Origin of the sequence: Pseudomonas idahonensis, assembly GCF_037903935.1 — a bacterium.
In the GTDB taxonomy this organism is placed as follows: Bacteria; Pseudomonadota; Gammaproteobacteria; order Pseudomonadales; family Pseudomonadaceae; genus Aquipseudomonas; species Aquipseudomonas danubii.
Genome location: NZ_CP149586.1, coordinates 5671660 through 5686295, shown reverse-complemented (window position 1 = coordinate 5686295; position 14636 = coordinate 5671660). Strand labels below are relative to the sequence as shown.

Annotated in this window: 14 protein-coding genes and 1 tRNA gene; 2 read left to right on the top strand and 13 right to left on the bottom strand. The window is 63.2% G+C overall.

Annotated elements, in window-relative coordinates; all coding sequences use genetic code 11:
• Nucleotides 1–169: 169 nt before the first annotated feature.
• The 7 genes from WIN67_RS25680 to WIN67_RS25650 form a co-directional block, all read right to left on the bottom strand.
• The gene (locus WIN67_RS25680) at nt 170–1411 is read right to left on the bottom strand and encodes a tyrosine-type recombinase/integrase (protein ID WP_339070201.1); all 1242 of its coding nucleotides are present in this window, start codon (nt 1409–1411) and stop codon (nt 170–172) included.
• A 166-nt stretch (nt 1412–1577) separates the two neighbouring features.
• Nucleotides 1578–1654, bottom strand: a tRNA-Met gene (locus WIN67_RS25675).
• A 77-nt stretch (nt 1655–1731) separates the two neighbouring features.
• The gene (locus WIN67_RS25670; RefSeq protein ID WP_339070200.1) at nt 1732–3195 is read right to left on the bottom strand and encodes an amidase; all 1464 of its coding nucleotides are present in this window, start codon (nt 3193–3195) and stop codon (nt 1732–1734) included.
• A 71-nt stretch (nt 3196–3266) separates the two neighbouring features.
• On the bottom strand, nt 3267–4301 hold the full coding sequence (locus WIN67_RS25665; protein WP_213665942.1) for an extracellular solute-binding protein: 1035 nt from the start codon (nt 4299–4301) through the stop codon (nt 3267–3269).
• Nucleotides 4302–4328: 27 nt separating this feature from the next.
• The gene (locus WIN67_RS25660) at nt 4329–5138 is read right to left on the bottom strand and encodes an ABC transporter permease (RefSeq protein ID WP_110596322.1); all 810 of its coding nucleotides are present in this window, start codon (nt 5136–5138) and stop codon (nt 4329–4331) included.
• Nucleotides 5135–6055, bottom strand: coding sequence for an ABC transporter permease (locus tag WIN67_RS25655; protein ID WP_102880929.1), 921 nt, complete (start codon nt 6053–6055; stop codon nt 5135–5137). The genes WIN67_RS25660 and WIN67_RS25655 overlap by 4 nt, the downstream gene beginning before the upstream one ends.
• 15 nt (nt 6056–6070) lie before the next feature.
• Nucleotides 6071–7189, bottom strand: a complete 1119-nt coding sequence (locus tag WIN67_RS25650; protein WP_110596323.1) for an ABC transporter ATP-binding protein — start codon at nt 7187–7189, stop codon at nt 6071–6073.
• 226 nt (nt 7190–7415) lie between these two features.
• Between WIN67_RS25650 and WIN67_RS25645 the strand changes: the two genes are divergently transcribed.
• Complete coding sequence (locus WIN67_RS25645; protein WP_102880927.1) at nt 7416–8324, top strand: LysR substrate-binding domain-containing protein; 909 nt, start codon at nt 7416–7418, stop codon at nt 8322–8324.
• Nucleotides 8325–8411: 87 nt separating this feature from the next.
• The gene (locus tag WIN67_RS25640) at nt 8412–9629 is read left to right on the top strand and encodes an MFS transporter (protein WP_102860240.1); all 1218 of its coding nucleotides are present in this window, start codon (nt 8412–8414) and stop codon (nt 9627–9629) included.
• Between the two features lie 96 nt (nt 9630–9725).
• Here WIN67_RS25640 and WIN67_RS25635 read toward each other — a convergent pair whose 3' ends face one another.
• The 6 genes from WIN67_RS25635 to WIN67_RS25610 form a co-directional block, all read right to left on the bottom strand.
• A complete protein-coding gene (locus tag WIN67_RS25635; RefSeq protein WP_102880925.1) occupies nt 9726–10097 on the bottom strand; it encodes a c-type cytochrome in 372 nt (123 codons plus the stop codon).
• 59 nt (nt 10098–10156) lie between these two features.
• Entirely contained in the window at nt 10157–11725 is a 1569-nt protein-coding gene (locus WIN67_RS25630; RefSeq protein ID WP_339070199.1) for an FAD-binding oxidoreductase, read from the bottom strand.
• A 13-nt stretch (nt 11726–11738) separates the two neighbouring features.
• Nucleotides 11739–12428, bottom strand: a complete 690-nt coding sequence (locus tag WIN67_RS25625; protein ID WP_339070198.1) for a hypothetical protein — start codon at nt 12426–12428, stop codon at nt 11739–11741.
• Nucleotides 12429–12438: 10 nt separating this feature from the next.
• On the bottom strand, nt 12439–12774 hold the full coding sequence (locus WIN67_RS25620) for a cytochrome c (protein ID WP_339070197.1): 336 nt from the start codon (nt 12772–12774) through the stop codon (nt 12439–12441).
• A gap of 48 nt (nt 12775–12822) precedes the next feature.
• On the bottom strand, nt 12823–14298 hold the full coding sequence (locus WIN67_RS25615) for an aldehyde dehydrogenase family protein (protein WP_339070196.1): 1476 nt from the start codon (nt 14296–14298) through the stop codon (nt 12823–12825).
• 91 nt (nt 14299–14389) lie between these two features.
• On the bottom strand, nt 14390–14617 hold the full coding sequence (locus WIN67_RS25610) for a hypothetical protein (protein ID WP_273923111.1): 228 nt from the start codon (nt 14615–14617) through the stop codon (nt 14390–14392).
• Nucleotides 14618–14636 lie beyond the last annotated feature (19 nt).

Here is a 14636-nt window from a genome sequence, read left to right as displayed (position 1 = left end):
TTGAAGAAGACTTTTTCGTTACACGTTGCGGCCCCGTTACATGGCGTATCGAGGGGGAGGTTAATGCGTGTAACGCGATTAAATATCAATAAAATCAATAGGTTGGATTTGTTTGTTACACGAGTAACAGGCGTAACACTGTTTTCTAGCGAGGGTGGGCTAGTCACCTTCATAGGGCCTTACCAAACTGACCTTGAATAACGTTCCCCTGTTCCAGAGTGTCCAGATGGTCGGCGTACCACTGCATCATCGAAGAGCGTTGCTCCAGGTATTGAGCCTTGTTGTAGATTCCTCGAACACCTTGTGGCTTATGACTGAGTTGGGCCTCAACATGATCAGCAGGGAAGCCATGTTCGTTGAGTATTGTGCTGGCAATGTGGCGGAAACCGTGACCTGTCTGGCGGCCTTCATAGCCAAGGCGACGTAATGCCATGAGGAAAACAGTATCGCTACGAGGTTTGGTGCGGTCACTACGGCCTGGGAACAGAAGTGGATAGCTTCCAGTAATTTGGCGCAGTTCTGCCAGGGCTTCCACTGCTTGGGTGCATAGGGGAACTAGGTGTTCCCGTCCTTTTTTGCGTCCCTTACGTTCCACTGGGACGGTCCACAGCTTTTTCTCGAAGTCGAATTCTGCCCAGTGTGCCTCTCTAAGTTCGCTGGGGCGTACAGCCATCAGGGTCAGCAGTCTTAGGCCAAGCTGAACATCTTTGGCGTGAGGGTATGAGCGTATGGCTCTGAGTAATGCAGGGAGCTCTTCAGGAGAGACATGGGCATAGTTTTCAGCTTTTCCCGATGATAGGAACTTGTGGACGCCTTCCAATGGGTTATTTACGGCCCTGCCGGTTACGCGAGCGAGGTCATAGATATCCTTGCAGTAAGCTCTCACACGGCTCATCTGCTCCAGAATTCCCTGGCGCTCAAGTCCTCTCAACAGATCCATCCACTCCATTGACATGATTGAGGTGTAGGGGCGTTTGCCAAGTAAGGGGAACACATGTCGTTCAAGCGCGCCGAGTATTCTTTTGGCAGTACCAGCATCCCACCCGCTCAGGCGAGACGTGTGCCATTCCCTGGCCAATGCTTCAAAGGTCTCATTGGCTGCGTCAAGGTCAGCAACCTTGCGCGCTCTTTTGGAGATGATCGGGTTCTTGCCCTCTGAGGCATCTGCTCTTAGCTCGGCTGCTTTCTGCCGGGCAAGTGAACCGCTCACTTCCGGGTAGCCGCCAAGGCCTAGCCAGGACCATTTTCCGTCTGGCTTCTTGTAGCGTAATTCCCAGGACTTTTGCCCGTTTGGTTTGACCCTGAAGTACAGTCCTGAAGCGTCTAGCTCGCGGTATGTGGCAGCCTCAGGCTCCAGGCTGGAAAGTGTGGTATCAGCGAGTGGGCGGCGCTTGATATCGGAGCGTTTCATCCTTGTATGCCTCCAGTTCAATTAATACTGAAGCATACACGTGGGCATACACGGCGGGGAAGGTTTGGGGTGGACAGAGGGAGATAGCCAGAAACAAGAAAGCCCGCACTAGGCGGGCTTCTTGAGGTGATTCATAGACTGCTGTAGACATCTATGGATCGGTACTTGGTGGCTACACAGGGACTTGAACCCCGGACCCCAGCATTATGAATGCTATGCTCTAACCAACTGAGCTATGTAGCCAAGTGGCGCGCATTATTCGCGCAGAACGACAATGCGTCAAGCGTTTTTATAAAAAAATTATCTACGCTATCAACCGTTTATCCCTTCCCCCCCGAAATCAGCGGCGACGGGCAGCGCTGGAACCAGCGGCTGGCCTGTTCGTAGGCGTGGGCCAGTTGCAGGACGGCGAAGTCGGCCTGGTGTTTGCCGATGATCTGCAAACCCATGGGCAGGCCTTCGGCATTGAAGCCGGCCTGGACACTGGCCACCGGACAGCCGGACAAGGTGCCGGGAATCACCACCTCCATCCAGCGGTGATAGGTGTCCATGGCCACGCCTTCGATGCTGCGCGGCCAGGGGGTGTGCTTGTCGAAGGGGAAGACCTGGGCGCTGGGCAGCAGCAGGTAGTCGAAGCGCTCGAACAGCTTTGAAATGGCGCGGTACCAGTCGCTGCGGATCACCGAGGCGTCGAAGACTTGGCTCGCGGACAGCTTGAGGCCGTTTTCCACTTCCCAGATGGCCTCGTCCTTGAGCTGTGTGCGTTTCTGTGGATCGGCATAGGTGCTGCCCAGGGCCCCGGCGACCATCCAGTGGCGTAGGGTGCGCCAACTGCTCCACAGGCGCTCGGGGGCGAAGTTCGGGCTGGCCGGTTCGACGCTGCAGCCCAGGCTGCGGAAATCGCCCAAGGCCTTTTCGCAGAGTTGCAGCAGGCCCTTTTCCATCGGCAGGTAACCGTTGAAGTCCCCCAGCCAACCCAGGCGCGTGCCCTTGAAGTCGCGCTCCAGTGGCGCGGCGAAGCCCTGGCCGGATTCGGCGATGGACAGCGGCGCCCGTGCATCGCCGCCGGCCTGTACTGACAGCAGCAGGGCCGCGTCGCGCACGCTGCGGGCCATGGGGCCTTCGTAGCCGAGCTGGTCGATGAACAGGTCGCTGCTGTCGTCGAACGGCACCCGGCCCTGGGACGGGCGGAAGCCGAAGATGTTGTTGAAGGCCGCCGGGTTGCGCAGCGAGCCCATCATGTCGCTGCCGTCGGCCACCGGCACCAGGTGCAGGGCCAGGGCTGCGGCGGCGCCGCCACTGCTGCCGCCAGCGGTCTTGCTCGGGTCAAAGGCACAGCCGGTGGCGCCGAACAGCGGGTTGTAGGTCTGCGAGCCGAGGCCGAATTCCGGGGTGTTGCTCTTGCCGATAATGATCGCCCCGGCAGCCTTGATCCGTTCCACCATGATGCCGTCGCGCTCGGGGATGAAGTCCCGGTACAGCGGCGAACCCAGGGTGGTGCGGATGCCCTGGGTCAGGGACAGGTCCTTGATCGCGTGGGGCAGGCCGTGCATCCAGCCGCGATAGTCGCCACGGGCCAGTTCGGCGTCGCGCTGCTCGGCCTGGGCCAGCAGGCTGTCGGCCGGTTGCAGGCTGACCAGGGCATTGACCTTGGGGTTATAGCGTTCGATGTGGGCAAGGTAGGTCTGCATCACTTCCCGGCAGGAAACCTGACGCAGGCGGATACGCTCGGCGAGTTCATGGGCCTGGAGCAGGACCAGTTCGCTGGGGGGATTGGCGTTCATGGCAGGGGGCCTTTCAAACGGCTTTAGAAACGCCCCGGCATCCAGGCCGGGGCGGCAGAAGTCAACGCAGCTCAGCGCATCAGGTTGGTCCACAGACGGTCGGCGAGGCGGATCGCGCCTTCGCCGCAGGTCTGGCTGAAGACCACCTTGGTGCCCTCGGGAATGTGCAGCTCGGGGGCATCCTTCAACCCGGAGTCGAGGAAGGGTTCGACGCCCTTGATCGGGCTCTGGTGCTTGAGGAAGTTCTGGGTCATGGCGGCGTTCTCAGGCTGGCTGAGGAAGGCGATGAAGGCCTTGGCGTTCGCCGGGTGCTTGCTGCCCTTGGGGATGACCATGTTGTCCACCCAGGCCAGCACGCCTTCTTTGGGATAGAGGTATTTCAGGCCGGGCTTCATCTCCCGGGCACGCATCGACGAGCCGCCCCAGAACATCGACATGTCGATTTCCCCGGCCGCCAGGTTCTCGCGGATCGCCCCGGCCTTGGAGCTGTAGGTCTTGACGAAGGGCTTCTGCGCCTTGAGCAGGCCAAGGATCTGCTGCATCTGCTTGGGGTCTTCGCTGCACAGCGGAATGTTCAGGTACAGGCTGGCCATGTCGATCACTTCGCTCACCGAGTCGAACATGTTGATCCGCCCCTGCAGCTCCGCTGGCGGTTCGTAGAGCACCTTGTAACTGTCGCTCGGGCCTGTGTAGCGTTCGCCGTTGAGCACCACGCTGGTGGTGCCCCAGATGAAGGGCACCGAGTAGGCGCCTTCAGGGTCCCAGGTGGGCTTTTTCAGGTTGTCGACCACGCCGGCGTAGTAGGGCTGCTGGGCCGGATCGAAGCGTTCCAGCAACTGCTCCTGGATCAGGATCGGAATGAACTGGTGGGACGGGATTGCCACGTCATAACCGGTGCCGCCCTGTTTCAGCTTGGCCAGCAGGGTTTCGTTGGAATCGTAGGAGTCCACCGTGACCTCGATGCCGGTCTGCTTCTGGAACTTGGCGAGAATTTCCGGCGAAAAATAGCCGCTCCAGCTCACGACGTTGAGTTTCTCGGCGGCCTGTACCGCCAGTGGCAGGCTCAGCAGCAGCGAGGTTCCCAGACTTGCGATCAACTTGCTCATGGCATTTCCCCAAGGTCAGTGGACGGTTCAAGGGTGTTTCTTGCTCAACAGGTAAGAGAGGCTGACGAACAGCACCGAGACGCCGAGGATCAGCGTCGACACGGCGTTGACGTCGGGTGTCACGCCCATGCGCAACAGGCCGAAGATGAAGATCGGCAGGGTGGTGGTGCCGGCCTGGGACACCATCATCGAGATCACGAAGTTATCCAGGGAGACGATGAAGGCCAGCATCAGCCCGGAGACGATCCCCGGCATCAGCAGCGGCAGGGTCACCTTGCGAAAGGTGCGCCAGGGGCCGGCGTACAGGTCCGCCGCGGCATGCTCCAGGGACAGGTCCATGTCGTTGAGGCGGGCGCGGATCGGCAGGTAGGCGAAGGGGATGCAGAACACCGTGTGGGCGATGATCAGGTTGCCGTAGCCCAGGGACAGCCCCAGCGTCGAGAACAGCGCCAGGGTGGCCACGCCGACGACGATTTCCGGCAGCACCAGGGGCAGCATGATGGCGCCCATGGACAGTTGCAGGCCCTTGAACTTCGCCCCGCGTGAGGTGCCCAGGGCCGCCAGGGTGGCAATGGCGGTGGCCGCCATGCTGGCGCACACGGCGATCAGCAGGCTGTTGCCCGCCGCCTGGCGCAGGGCCTGGTTGGCGAACGCCGCGCGGTACCAGTCGAGGCTGAAGCCGCTCCACACCGTGGCCGACTGGTTGGCGTTGAAGGAGAACACCACCAGCACCAGGATTGGCGCGTAGAGGTACAGGTAGAACAGGAAGCTGAAGCCGCCGAAGCCGGGAAAGTCCTGGACGCCGAGGCCGTTGCGTTTGAACAGGCGGATCATCATGCACCCTCCTGAAGGGTTCGCTGGCGCTGGGCGCGCAAGGCGTAGACGGTCAGTACCAGCATCACCGCGGCCATCAGCACCAGGGACAGGGCCGCGCCGAAGGGCCAGTTACGGGCGTCGCTGAACTGCCGGAAAATCAGGTTGCCGAGCATCATCCGGGTGCCGCCGCCGAGCAGTTCAGGGGCGATCATTGCCCCCAGGCAGGGTACGAAGGTCAGGATCGCCCCGGCGAAAATCCCCGGCTTGGCGATCGGCAGCACCACTTTGCGCAAGGTGCGCCAGCGTCCGGCGTAGAGGTCTTGGGCCGCCTCCAACAGGCGGATATCCATCTTTTCCAGGGTGGCGTAGATCGGCAGCACCACGAAGGGCGCGTAGGTGTAGACCAGCCCCAGCAGCACCGCGCCGTCGGTGTACAGCAACTGCAACGGTTCGTGGATGACCCCCAGGCCCATCAGGCTGTTGTTGATCACCCCGGTGTTGCGCAGCAGCAGAATCCAGGCGTAGGTGCGGATCAGCAGGTTGGCCCAGAACGGCACGGTGATCAGGAAGATCAGCAAGCCCCGGCGCTGCACCGGTTGCATGGCCAGCCATACCGCCACCGGAAAACCGATCAGCAGGGTGATGAGGGTGGTCAGCCCGGCAATGCCGATGGAGCGCAGGGCGATCAGCAGGTAGGAGTCGGCGAAGGCCAGGCTGTCATCCAGTTGCCGTTCGAACAGCAGGGAGGTGTAGGCGTCGCTGCTGAAGACCTGGTTCACCCCGCCGTAGGGGTTGGCTTCCATCAGCGAGTAACCGATGACGATGAGGATCGGCACGATCAGGAACAGGCCGATGGCAATCAGCGCCGGGCTGACTCCGAGAACGCTGCGCAAGGCCTTGCGCCGTTCCAGGTGCTGGGAAATCGATGAGGCGTGCATGGCGAATCCTCGTGGTCAATCCAGCAGGACGCTGGCGCTGCCGCGTTCGAACACCAGCCCGGCGTGGCTGCCCACGCTCAGGCGCGGATGGTGTTCGAGGCTGTTGGGCGCACGCACTGTGAGGCGCATGCCGTCGCCAAGGCTGACCTGGTATTGCAGGTCGGTGCCCAGGTAGATCTGCGCCTCGATGCGGCACGCCAGGGCGCCTTCCACGGCGTCGCTACGCAGGTGCAGGCGCTCCGGGCGCACGGACAGGGTGACCTGCTGGCCGACTTTGACCGTGTTGCAGGGTTGCGCCGGCAGTGCCTCTCCGGCGGGACCGCTAAACCAGGCCAGGCCGGCTTCGACGCGGCTGACGGTGGCCTGGATGAAGTTGGTTTCACCGATAAAGTCGGCGACGAAGCGATTACGCGGTTGCTCGTAGATCTCTTCCGGGCGACCCACTTGCTGCACTTCGCCTTCGGAGAGCACGGCGATGCGGTCGGACAGGGTCAGGGCTTCTTCCTGGTCATGGGTGACGAAGATGAAGGTGATGCCGGTCTTGGCCTGGATCGCCTTGAGTTCTTCGCGCATGGCCTGGCGCAGCTTGAGGTCCAGGGCCGACAGCGGTTCGTCCAGCAACAGCACCTTGGGGTGGGGCGCCAGGGCCCGGGCCAGGGCGATGCGTTGCTGCTGGCCGCCGGAGAGTTGGTTGGGCTTGCGCCCGGCGAAGCGTTCCATCTGCACCAGGGCCAGCATCTCGCGCACCCGCTCGGCGATCTGCGCCTTGCTCAGCACCTGGCCCATGGGCCGCGATTCCAGGCCGAAGGCCAGGTTCTCGGCCAGGGTCATGTGGGGGAACAGGGCGTAGTGCTGGAACACGGTGTTCACCGGGCGCTCGAAGGGCGGCCGCTCGGCGATGTTTTCGCCGTAGAGGAGGATCTCGCCCTGGGTCGGAAATTCGAACCCGGCGATCATCCGCAACAGGGTGGTCTTGCCGCAGCCAGAGGGGCCGAGGAGGGTGAAGAATTCGTTGTCGCGGATGTCCAGGTCGATGTGCTTCAGGGCCACCGGGCCGCTGTGTGGATCGCCGTAGACCTTGCGCACCGAGCGGATGGACACCGCCAGTGTTTGCAGCGCATGCAGGGCATTCATGCCTTACCTCCGATTCCCCCATGGGCTGTCGCGCAGGCCATGGATATTGTTTTTCTTGGGCAGGATCGAGATGTGTTCGGATGCGTGAAAAGCCTGTTTTTACGGGCTTTTCGCGGGTTCTTATTGTTCTGCTGGGGCTGATTATCAGTGAGGGGTTGCGGGGGCGAAACATCAATTTTAACATACCAGCTGTTAAATAATTTAATAGCAGAGAGCGTGCAAAACCATGGCCGAACAGCGTTTGCCACCGTTGAATGCGGTGCGGGCTTTTGATGCCGCGGCCCGCCTGGGCAGCTATGTCGAAGCCTCCAAGTCGCTGCATGTCACCCAGCCGGCCATCGGCCGCCATGTGAAGTTGCTGGAGGATTGGCTCGGGGTGCAGTTGTTCGAACGCACCTCGCGCGGGGTGATCCTGACCCCGGCGGGGGAGAAGTACCACCGCAAGATCGCCGCCGCCCTGCAACTGATCATCGAGGCCGGTCGCGAAGCCCAGCCCAAGGCCGCCGAGCGCTGGTTGCGGATCATGGTGGTGCCGGGTTTTGCCAAGCGCTGGCTGACCCCGCGCCTGGAGGCGCTGCGCCATGTGCGTCCGGGTTTGAAGTTCGCCATCGAGCCGAACTCCACCTTCACCGAAGTCGACGCCAAGAGCGCCGACCTGGGGATCGCCTATGGCCTGGACGGGCAATATGCCGAGTCCCGGGTCAGCCTGATCTGCCCTCGGGTGTTTCCGATTTGCACCCCGGCTTACCTGGCCGGCATCGAGCCGATCAAGGGCCCGGCGGATCTGGCCCGCCACGAGTTGATCCATTTCGATGACGGTGAGTGGTGGAACCTGTGGTTTGCCGCCAATGGCCTGGATATCCAGCTCAGCTCCGACCTGATCTATGTGAACAACGACCACGCCCTGTCGGTGGCCGAAAGCGGCGGCGGCATTGCCCTGGCCAATGAAGTGCTGGTGCGCGAGGAGCTCAAGGCCGGCACCCTGGTACGGGTGCTGGAGGATCAGGTGAAGCTGGAAAGCTACCGGGTGCTGACCCCGGCCACTGAATGGTCGCAGGACGTGGAGTGGTTCATCCAATGGCTCAAGGCCGAGCTTGAAGCGGACTTCCCCGAGGCGCGGATAGTGGGTCGTTAGCAAGCTAATGGGATGGCGTGTGCGCAGCAAAAAATGGCACATTGGCGCACCTGCCCCTGTGCACCCACCCGTTGTACGGAAAATCCTATGGCTAGCAGCAACCCTCAGACCGTCGCAACGACGGCATCTCCCGCTTCGCAAAGCAGTCCACTGGTCCTGCGCATCATTGGTGCGGTGGCCCTGGCCCACTTGATCAACGACCTGATCCAGGCGGTGCTGCCGGCGATCTACCCGATGCTCAAGGACAACTACGGCCTGACCTTCACCCAGGTCGGCCTGATCACCCTGACCTTTCAGCTCACCGCTTCCCTGCTGCAACCCTGGGTTGGTTTTTACACCGATCGACGGCCTCTGCCGTTCCTGTTGCCAGCGGGCATGATCTGCACCCTGATCGGCATTTTGATGATGTCCCAGGTCGGCAGCTTTGCCTTGATCCTGCTGGCGGCTGCATTGATCGGCATTGGCTCCTCGACCTTCCACCCGGAAGCTTCGCGGGTCGCCCGGTTGGCTTCCGGCGGGCGCTACGGTCTGGCGCAGTCGAGCTTCCAGGTGGGTGGTAATGCCGGAACCGCGTTCGGCCCCTTGCTGGCCGCGGCCATCATCATTCCCTACGGCCAGGGCAATGTGGCCTGGTTCGGTCTGTTCGCGCTGTTTGCCCTGGTGGTGCTCTACGCCATCAGCCGCTGGTACGCCAACCATCTGCGCCTGCACAAGCTCAAGCAGGGCCAGGCGGCGACCCATGGCCTGTCGAGGAACCGGGTGATCAGCGCCCTGGTGGTCCTCGGGCTGCTGGTGTTCTCCAAGTATTTCTACATGGCCAGCTTCACCAGCTATTTCACCTTCTACCTGATCGAGAAATTCGACCTGTCGGTGGCCAGTTCGCAACTGCACCTGTTCCTGTTTCTCGGTGCGGTGGCGGCGGGGACTTTCTTCGGTGGGCCGATCGGCGACAAGATCGGGCGCAAGGCGGTGATCTGGTTCTCGATCCTCGGGGTGGCGCCGTTCACCCTGCTGCTGCCCCATGTCGACCTGTTCTGGACCAGCGTCCTTAGCGTGGTGATCGGCTTCATCCTGGCCTCGGCGTTCTCCGCCATCGTGGTCTACGCCCAGGAACTGGTGCCGGGCAACGTCGGCATGATCGCTGGGGTGTTCTTCGGTTTGATGTTCGGTTTCGGCGGGATCGGCGCGGCGCTGCTGGGGCACCTGGCGGATATTCATGGCATCGAGTACGTGTACTTCCTGTGCTCGTTCCTGCCGCTGTTCGGAGTGCTGGCGATCTTCCTGCCACGCACCCGCAAAGCCTGACGCGCGGTTGTTCGACGCGTAAAAAAACGCCCGGGGCCATGCTCCGGGCGTTTTCGTTTCAGCGTAGTGCTAGTTGAGGCGTCGCTGTCTGCGGCCTCAGTGCAGGCTTTTCAGGTAGGCAATCAGGTGTTGCCGGCTCTGCGGGTCGGCCTGGCCGGGAAACATCATCTTGTTGCCCGGTACCAGGGTCGCCGGGTTGCTCAACCAGCGCTCCAGCGTGGCGTCGTTCCAGTGCAGGCCTGCGCCTTGCAGGGCACTGGAGTAGCTGAAGCCCTGGGCCTGGCCGCTGGCCCGGCCGAACACGCCTTGCAGGCTGGGGCCCATCAGGTGCTTGCCGTTCTCGACGCTGTGGCAGAAGCCGCATTGAGCGCTGAACAGAGTCTTGCCGAGGACCGCATCGCCGTCGGCCAGGGCCAGGGGGGCAGCCAGCAACAGGGCGTGAGCTGCGAGCAGTGGGGTGTACTTCATGGACTTTCCTGTGCTTCAAAGGGCCCCGTGGCGCCAGGCCGACGGGGCGTGTGTGCGATTTAGAAGGGGTTGGCCAGATCGATCCCGGACTTGCCCGGGGCGAGGATGTTGTTCGGGTCCAGGGCGCGCTTGATGGCGTGCTCGACCTTGCGCTTGACCGGGCCGTAGCTCTGCGCCACCCGCTCCTGGAAGGCGGTGTTGACCCGGTACACGGCATAACCGTGCTGCTCGAACACATCCAGCAGTTCGGCGAAGCAGGCGTGGGCGCGCAGGGTTTCCTCCGGGTTGCTGCGGTCGTACAGCACGTCGATCACGTGGTGCATGTCGCGCCAGCCGACGATGAATTCGCCGACATAGTCCAGGCCGTGCTTGTTGAGGACCTGCTTGGCCAGGGCCTGCTGCTTGTTGCACTCGCTGCCGCGGGCCTGGCTCACCGGGGCGAACCACATCGAGCCACCGCCGCCGCGCCAGTTGTACAGACCGAACTCCTGCAGGTTGGGCACCCCGGACATCAGTTGCGAGCGGTACAGGAACGGTTGTGTGTTGCCCGCTTCTTCCTGGGTGACGATGCGTCCCTTGCCCAGGGCCTTGAGGGCCTGGTTGACGATCCTCCAGTTGACGTCCACTTGCTCCTGGGTGCCGTACAGGGCGGCGTAGACGTTCCAGGCACCGAGGTTCTTGTCCTTCTGGATCTGCTTGAGGATGGCCTCGGAGGTGGCCCCCGGCTCGCTGGTGTAGTCGGAGCGGCGGGTGTTGCAGGTGGCCGCTTCCCACAGCACGCCGGCGATCACCACCGAGTTGGGAATCACCTGGGCGATGCGCAGCGGGCGGATGAATTCGACGATCTCGGCAATGTCCGACTCGTTCTCGAACTTGATCTCGAACGGCTTGAACACCGGCGGCTTGGGCATCAGCCAGAAGCCCATCTTGGTGCAGATGCCGTAGTTGGCCTGGGTGAACATGCCATCCAGGGTCGGGCCGTAGCCCCACTTGAACACTTGCCAGGCGTTGTCGCCTTTGACCCCGCCCATGCCGGTGCGATAGACGTCGCCGTTGGCCAGCACCACTTCCATGCCGCACTGCATGAGGAAGTGTTCGCCGTAGGGGGTGTAGCCGACGCCGCGGTCCATGGTGTTGCCCAGGGGGCCGGCGATGGCCGAGGGCGCCGAGAAGGACAGCATCAGCGGCAGGTTGTGTTCCTGGATGTAGTCGTAGAGCTGCTGGTAGGTGACCCCGGGCTCCACCAGTGCGGTGCACAGCTGCGGGTCGACGTGGAGAATCTTGTTCATTTTCTTCAGGTCGAGAATCACCTGGCCGCGCTGGCCGGGGGCGGCCGAACCGTAGCCGAAGTTGCGTCCGGTGGAGATGGTCCAGACCGGGATCTTGTGCTCGTTGCAGATCTTCACCACCCCCTGCACCTGCTCGACGCTGGTGGCGGTGACCGCGGCCGAAGGCATGTGCTCGGCGGTGTCCACCGCCATCATGATCTTGCTGTAGGGCACCAGTTGGTCGTCCTTGACCAGGACGTTCTCGTCCCCCAGCAATGCTCGGAACTGGGCGATGGCTTTATTGAAGTGGGCCGCATTCACGCCCCGGGGCAGCAGTGGCTTCTGGGTTTGCTCAGTCATGGGATCAGCTCCTTCAAGCCTCGATCGAAAACGAAACGAAATGGCCGCTCAGCGGCGTGGCCCGTGGGCTGGCCAAAGGCGCCTGGCCGAGGCGGCCGCGGGTCAGTTCGGCCAGGCTGTAGCCGAGGATGGCGGCCCATTGTTCGGCGCTGCGCGGATCGCGGGCGCGAGCGCCGGCCTGGAACGCCGGCTGTGCCAGCAGGCGTTGTTCGCTGAGGCTGAAACCGGCGCCACAGGCGTTCAGTTGCAGGCCCAGTTGCAAGGCGCAGCCATGGGCGGCGGCGGTGCCCAGCAGTTGGTGGCGCGAGCTCCGGGCATCGCTGTGGTGCTGGCCGAGCCATTGCACCCGGGCCCCGGCGCTACGGGCCTGGTCCAGCACCAGGGCGGCGCTGGCGTCGTCCAGCAGGCCGATCAGGCGTTGTGGCCGGCCGCTGCCCAGGCGCTGCTGCAGCGCCTGGAGCGACGCCAGGTTGCCCTCCCAGCGCTGCACGCTGACCTGGTGCGCTACCGAGCTGGCGTTGATCCCCTGGACGAAAGCCGAGTCGGCGACGGCGGGGCTGACCAGGGCCAGGGTCGGTAGCCGTGGGCCGGTGGACGGGCCCAGCACGCTGTTGGCCAGGCCCAGGCCGGGGCCGGTCACCGCGACGCTGGCCAGGCCGCCCAGGGCCATGCCCTTGAGCAGTGAGCGACGTTCAATGTTCATGGGCGTCTCCTCAAGGTTGGGCGACCGGGGCCGGCGCGTTGGAGATGTACTCGGTGACCTGCTGCAAGGCGTTGTCGTCGATGAACGATGCCGGGAAGGCCGGCATCGCGCGAAAGCCGTTGCGCACCACCGCGGTGATGTAGGGCGGCGGCAGTTGGCGCCCCTTGATCTGCGGGCCGACCTGCTTTTCGTGGCAGTGGCCGCAGACCTTGGCGTAGACGTTTTCACCGTTTTTCCAGACGCCGTCGCCATCGGCGGCGGCCGGACCGGCCAGCACCATCAGGGGCAGGGCCAGGCACAAGGCAAGGGTCCGCTGTACAGCGGGGCTGTTGAGGAGCGAGGACATTGCGTACTCCGTATTGTTATGGGGTGACTCGGTTGATAAGCGCCCAGCTCAGAAGGGATAGGGACGTGGTGTGTGTTGCAGGGTGATCCAGTGGTCGGTGGTGAATTCGTCGATTGCCCAGTCGCCGTTGAAACGGCCCAGGCCGGAGTTCTTCTCGCCGCCAAAGGGCGCGTTGGGCTCATCGTTGACCGGCATGTCGTTGACGTGGCTCATCCCCGCTTGAAGGCGCTGGGCGAACTGCACGCCGCGCTCGGGGTTGGCGCTGAAGACCGCGCTGGACAGCCCGTATTCACTGGCATTGGCCAGCTCCAGGGCGTGCTCGGCATCGCGCGCGCTCTGGATGCCCACCAGGGGGCCGAAGATTTCTTCGCGGGCGATTTCCATGTCGGCGTGCACGTCGCCGAACACGTGGGGCGGCAGCACATTGCCCGAAGCCGGGCCCCCCGCCAGCAAGGTCGCGCCTTCGGCCAGGGCCAGGCGGATCTTGTCCTGCAGGCCGGCCAGCTGTTTGCTGTTGATCACCGGGCCGACCACCGTGGCCGCCAGACTCGGGTCGCCGTAGGGCAGGGCCTTGACCCGTTCGACAAAGCGCTGGGTAAAGGCCTGCAATACCGGCTGCTCGACGATGATGCGGTTGATCGCCATGCAGATTTGCCCCTGATGCAGGAACTTGCCCACCACCGCGGCGTTCACCGCTTGCTCCAGGTCGGCATCGGCCAGGACCACGAACGGGCTGTTGCCCCCCAGCTCCAGGGCCACGTGCTTGAGGTGCTCGCCGCCGCTGGTGATGCGCCCGATGTTGCGGCCGACCTGGGTCGAGCCGGTAAAGGAAATGAACGCCGGGACCGGGTGCTCGACAAAGGCGTCGCCGATTTCCGCCCCGGTGCCGACCACCACGCTGAGCACCCCGGCGGGCAGGCCGGCTTCCTCGAAGATCCGTGCCAGCAGCAGGCCGCCGGTCACCGGGGTGTCGCTGGCCGGCTTGACCACCACCGCGTTGCCTAGGGCCAGCGCCGGGGCCAGGGAGCGGGCGCTCAGGTGCAGGGGGAAGTTCCACGGGCTGATCACCCCGATCACCCCCAGCGGCTTGCGGTAGACGCGGCTTTCCTTGCCGGGAGTGTTGGAGGCGACGATCCGCCCGTGCACCCGGCTGGGCAGGCTGGCGGCCTCGACAATGATGGCGCGGGCCGCGCCCCATTCGATTTGCGCCTTGATCCGCGTGCTGCCGGATTCGCGGATCAGCCAACCGATGATTTCTTCACGGCGTTCATCGAAGATCCGCGCGGCGTTGAGCAATACCTCGCTGCGTTGCGCCGGGCTGCTGGCGGCCCATTGGCCTTGGGTCTGGCGGGCCTTGGCATAGGCCTGATCCAGGTCCTGGCGGTTGGCCAGGCTGATCTGCAGCAGGCATTGCCCGGTGAACGGGTCGTAGACGGGTAGCTCCCGGCCGCTGCTGCCGGCTCGCCAGTCTGCGGCGATGGGTTGCAGTTCCAGGTGTTGATAGGCAGGTCGAGTCGCAGTCATGGAGTTCTCTCTGGTTCGTGGCCATGGCTCGGCTGTCAGCAATCAAGCCGATGGCGCGTGAGGGTGGGGATGGGGCCGTTACGACGGCGTCTCAGCCGAGGCGGGCAAGGTTGCGCAAGGAGCGCTCGTCCAGGGCCGGGGGGGAGGGCAGAGGAGGCGCAAGGCGGGCGGAAGGCATGGCAAGGTCACCTGTTGTGTTGTTATGGATGAGCATCTGCCTGTGCATAACAACTATCGTGCCACGCGCCTTGCTTTGAAAAATATCTTTTAAAAACAATTGGTTATTTGTTTTTTTCGGATTTTTGAGCGAGTCCGCCACGCGGCATCAGGCGCGGGCT

Bases quoted from the DNA above. Each gene is read 5' to 3' on its own strand.
- WIN67_RS25650 (WP_110596323.1), bottom strand. From the start codon at position 7,189: ATGAATGCCCTGCATGCGCTGCAAACACTGGCGGTGTCCATCCGCTCG.
- WIN67_RS25615 (WP_339070196.1), bottom strand. From the start codon at position 14,298: ATGACTGCGACTCGACCTGCCTATCAACACCTGGAACTGCAACCCATC.
- WIN67_RS25630 (WP_339070199.1), bottom strand. From the start codon at position 11,725: ATGACTGAGCAAACCCAGAAGCCACTGCTGCCCCGGGGCGTGAATGCG.
- WIN67_RS25625 (WP_339070198.1), bottom strand. From the start codon at position 12,428: ATGAACATTGAACGTCGCTCACTGCTCAAGGGCATGGCCCTGGGCGGC.
- WIN67_RS25660 (WP_110596322.1), bottom strand. From the start codon at position 5,138: ATGATGATCCGCCTGTTCAAACGCAACGGCCTCGGCGTCCAGGACTTT.
- WIN67_RS25670 (WP_339070200.1), bottom strand. From the start codon at position 3,195: ATGAACGCCAATCCCCCCAGCGAACTGGTCCTGCTCCAGGCCCATGAA.
- WIN67_RS25680 (WP_339070201.1), bottom strand. From the start codon at position 1,411: ATGAAACGCTCCGATATCAAGCGCCGCCCACTCGCTGATACCACACTT.
- WIN67_RS25655 (WP_102880929.1), bottom strand. From the start codon at position 6,055: ATGCACGCCTCATCGATTTCCCAGCACCTGGAACGGCGCAAGGCCTTG.
- WIN67_RS25665 (WP_213665942.1), bottom strand. From the start codon at position 4,301: ATGAGCAAGTTGATCGCAAGTCTGGGAACCTCGCTGCTGCTGAGCCTG.
- WIN67_RS25620 (WP_339070197.1), bottom strand. From the start codon at position 12,774: ATGTCCTCGCTCCTCAACAGCCCCGCTGTACAGCGGACCCTTGCCTTG.
- WIN67_RS25640 (WP_102860240.1), top strand. From the start codon at position 8,412: ATGGCTAGCAGCAACCCTCAGACCGTCGCAACGACGGCATCTCCCGCT.
- WIN67_RS25645 (WP_102880927.1), top strand. From the start codon at position 7,416: ATGGCCGAACAGCGTTTGCCACCGTTGAATGCGGTGCGGGCTTTTGAT.
- WIN67_RS25635 (WP_102880925.1), bottom strand. From the start codon at position 10,097: ATGAAGTACACCCCACTGCTCGCAGCTCACGCCCTGTTGCTGGCTGCC.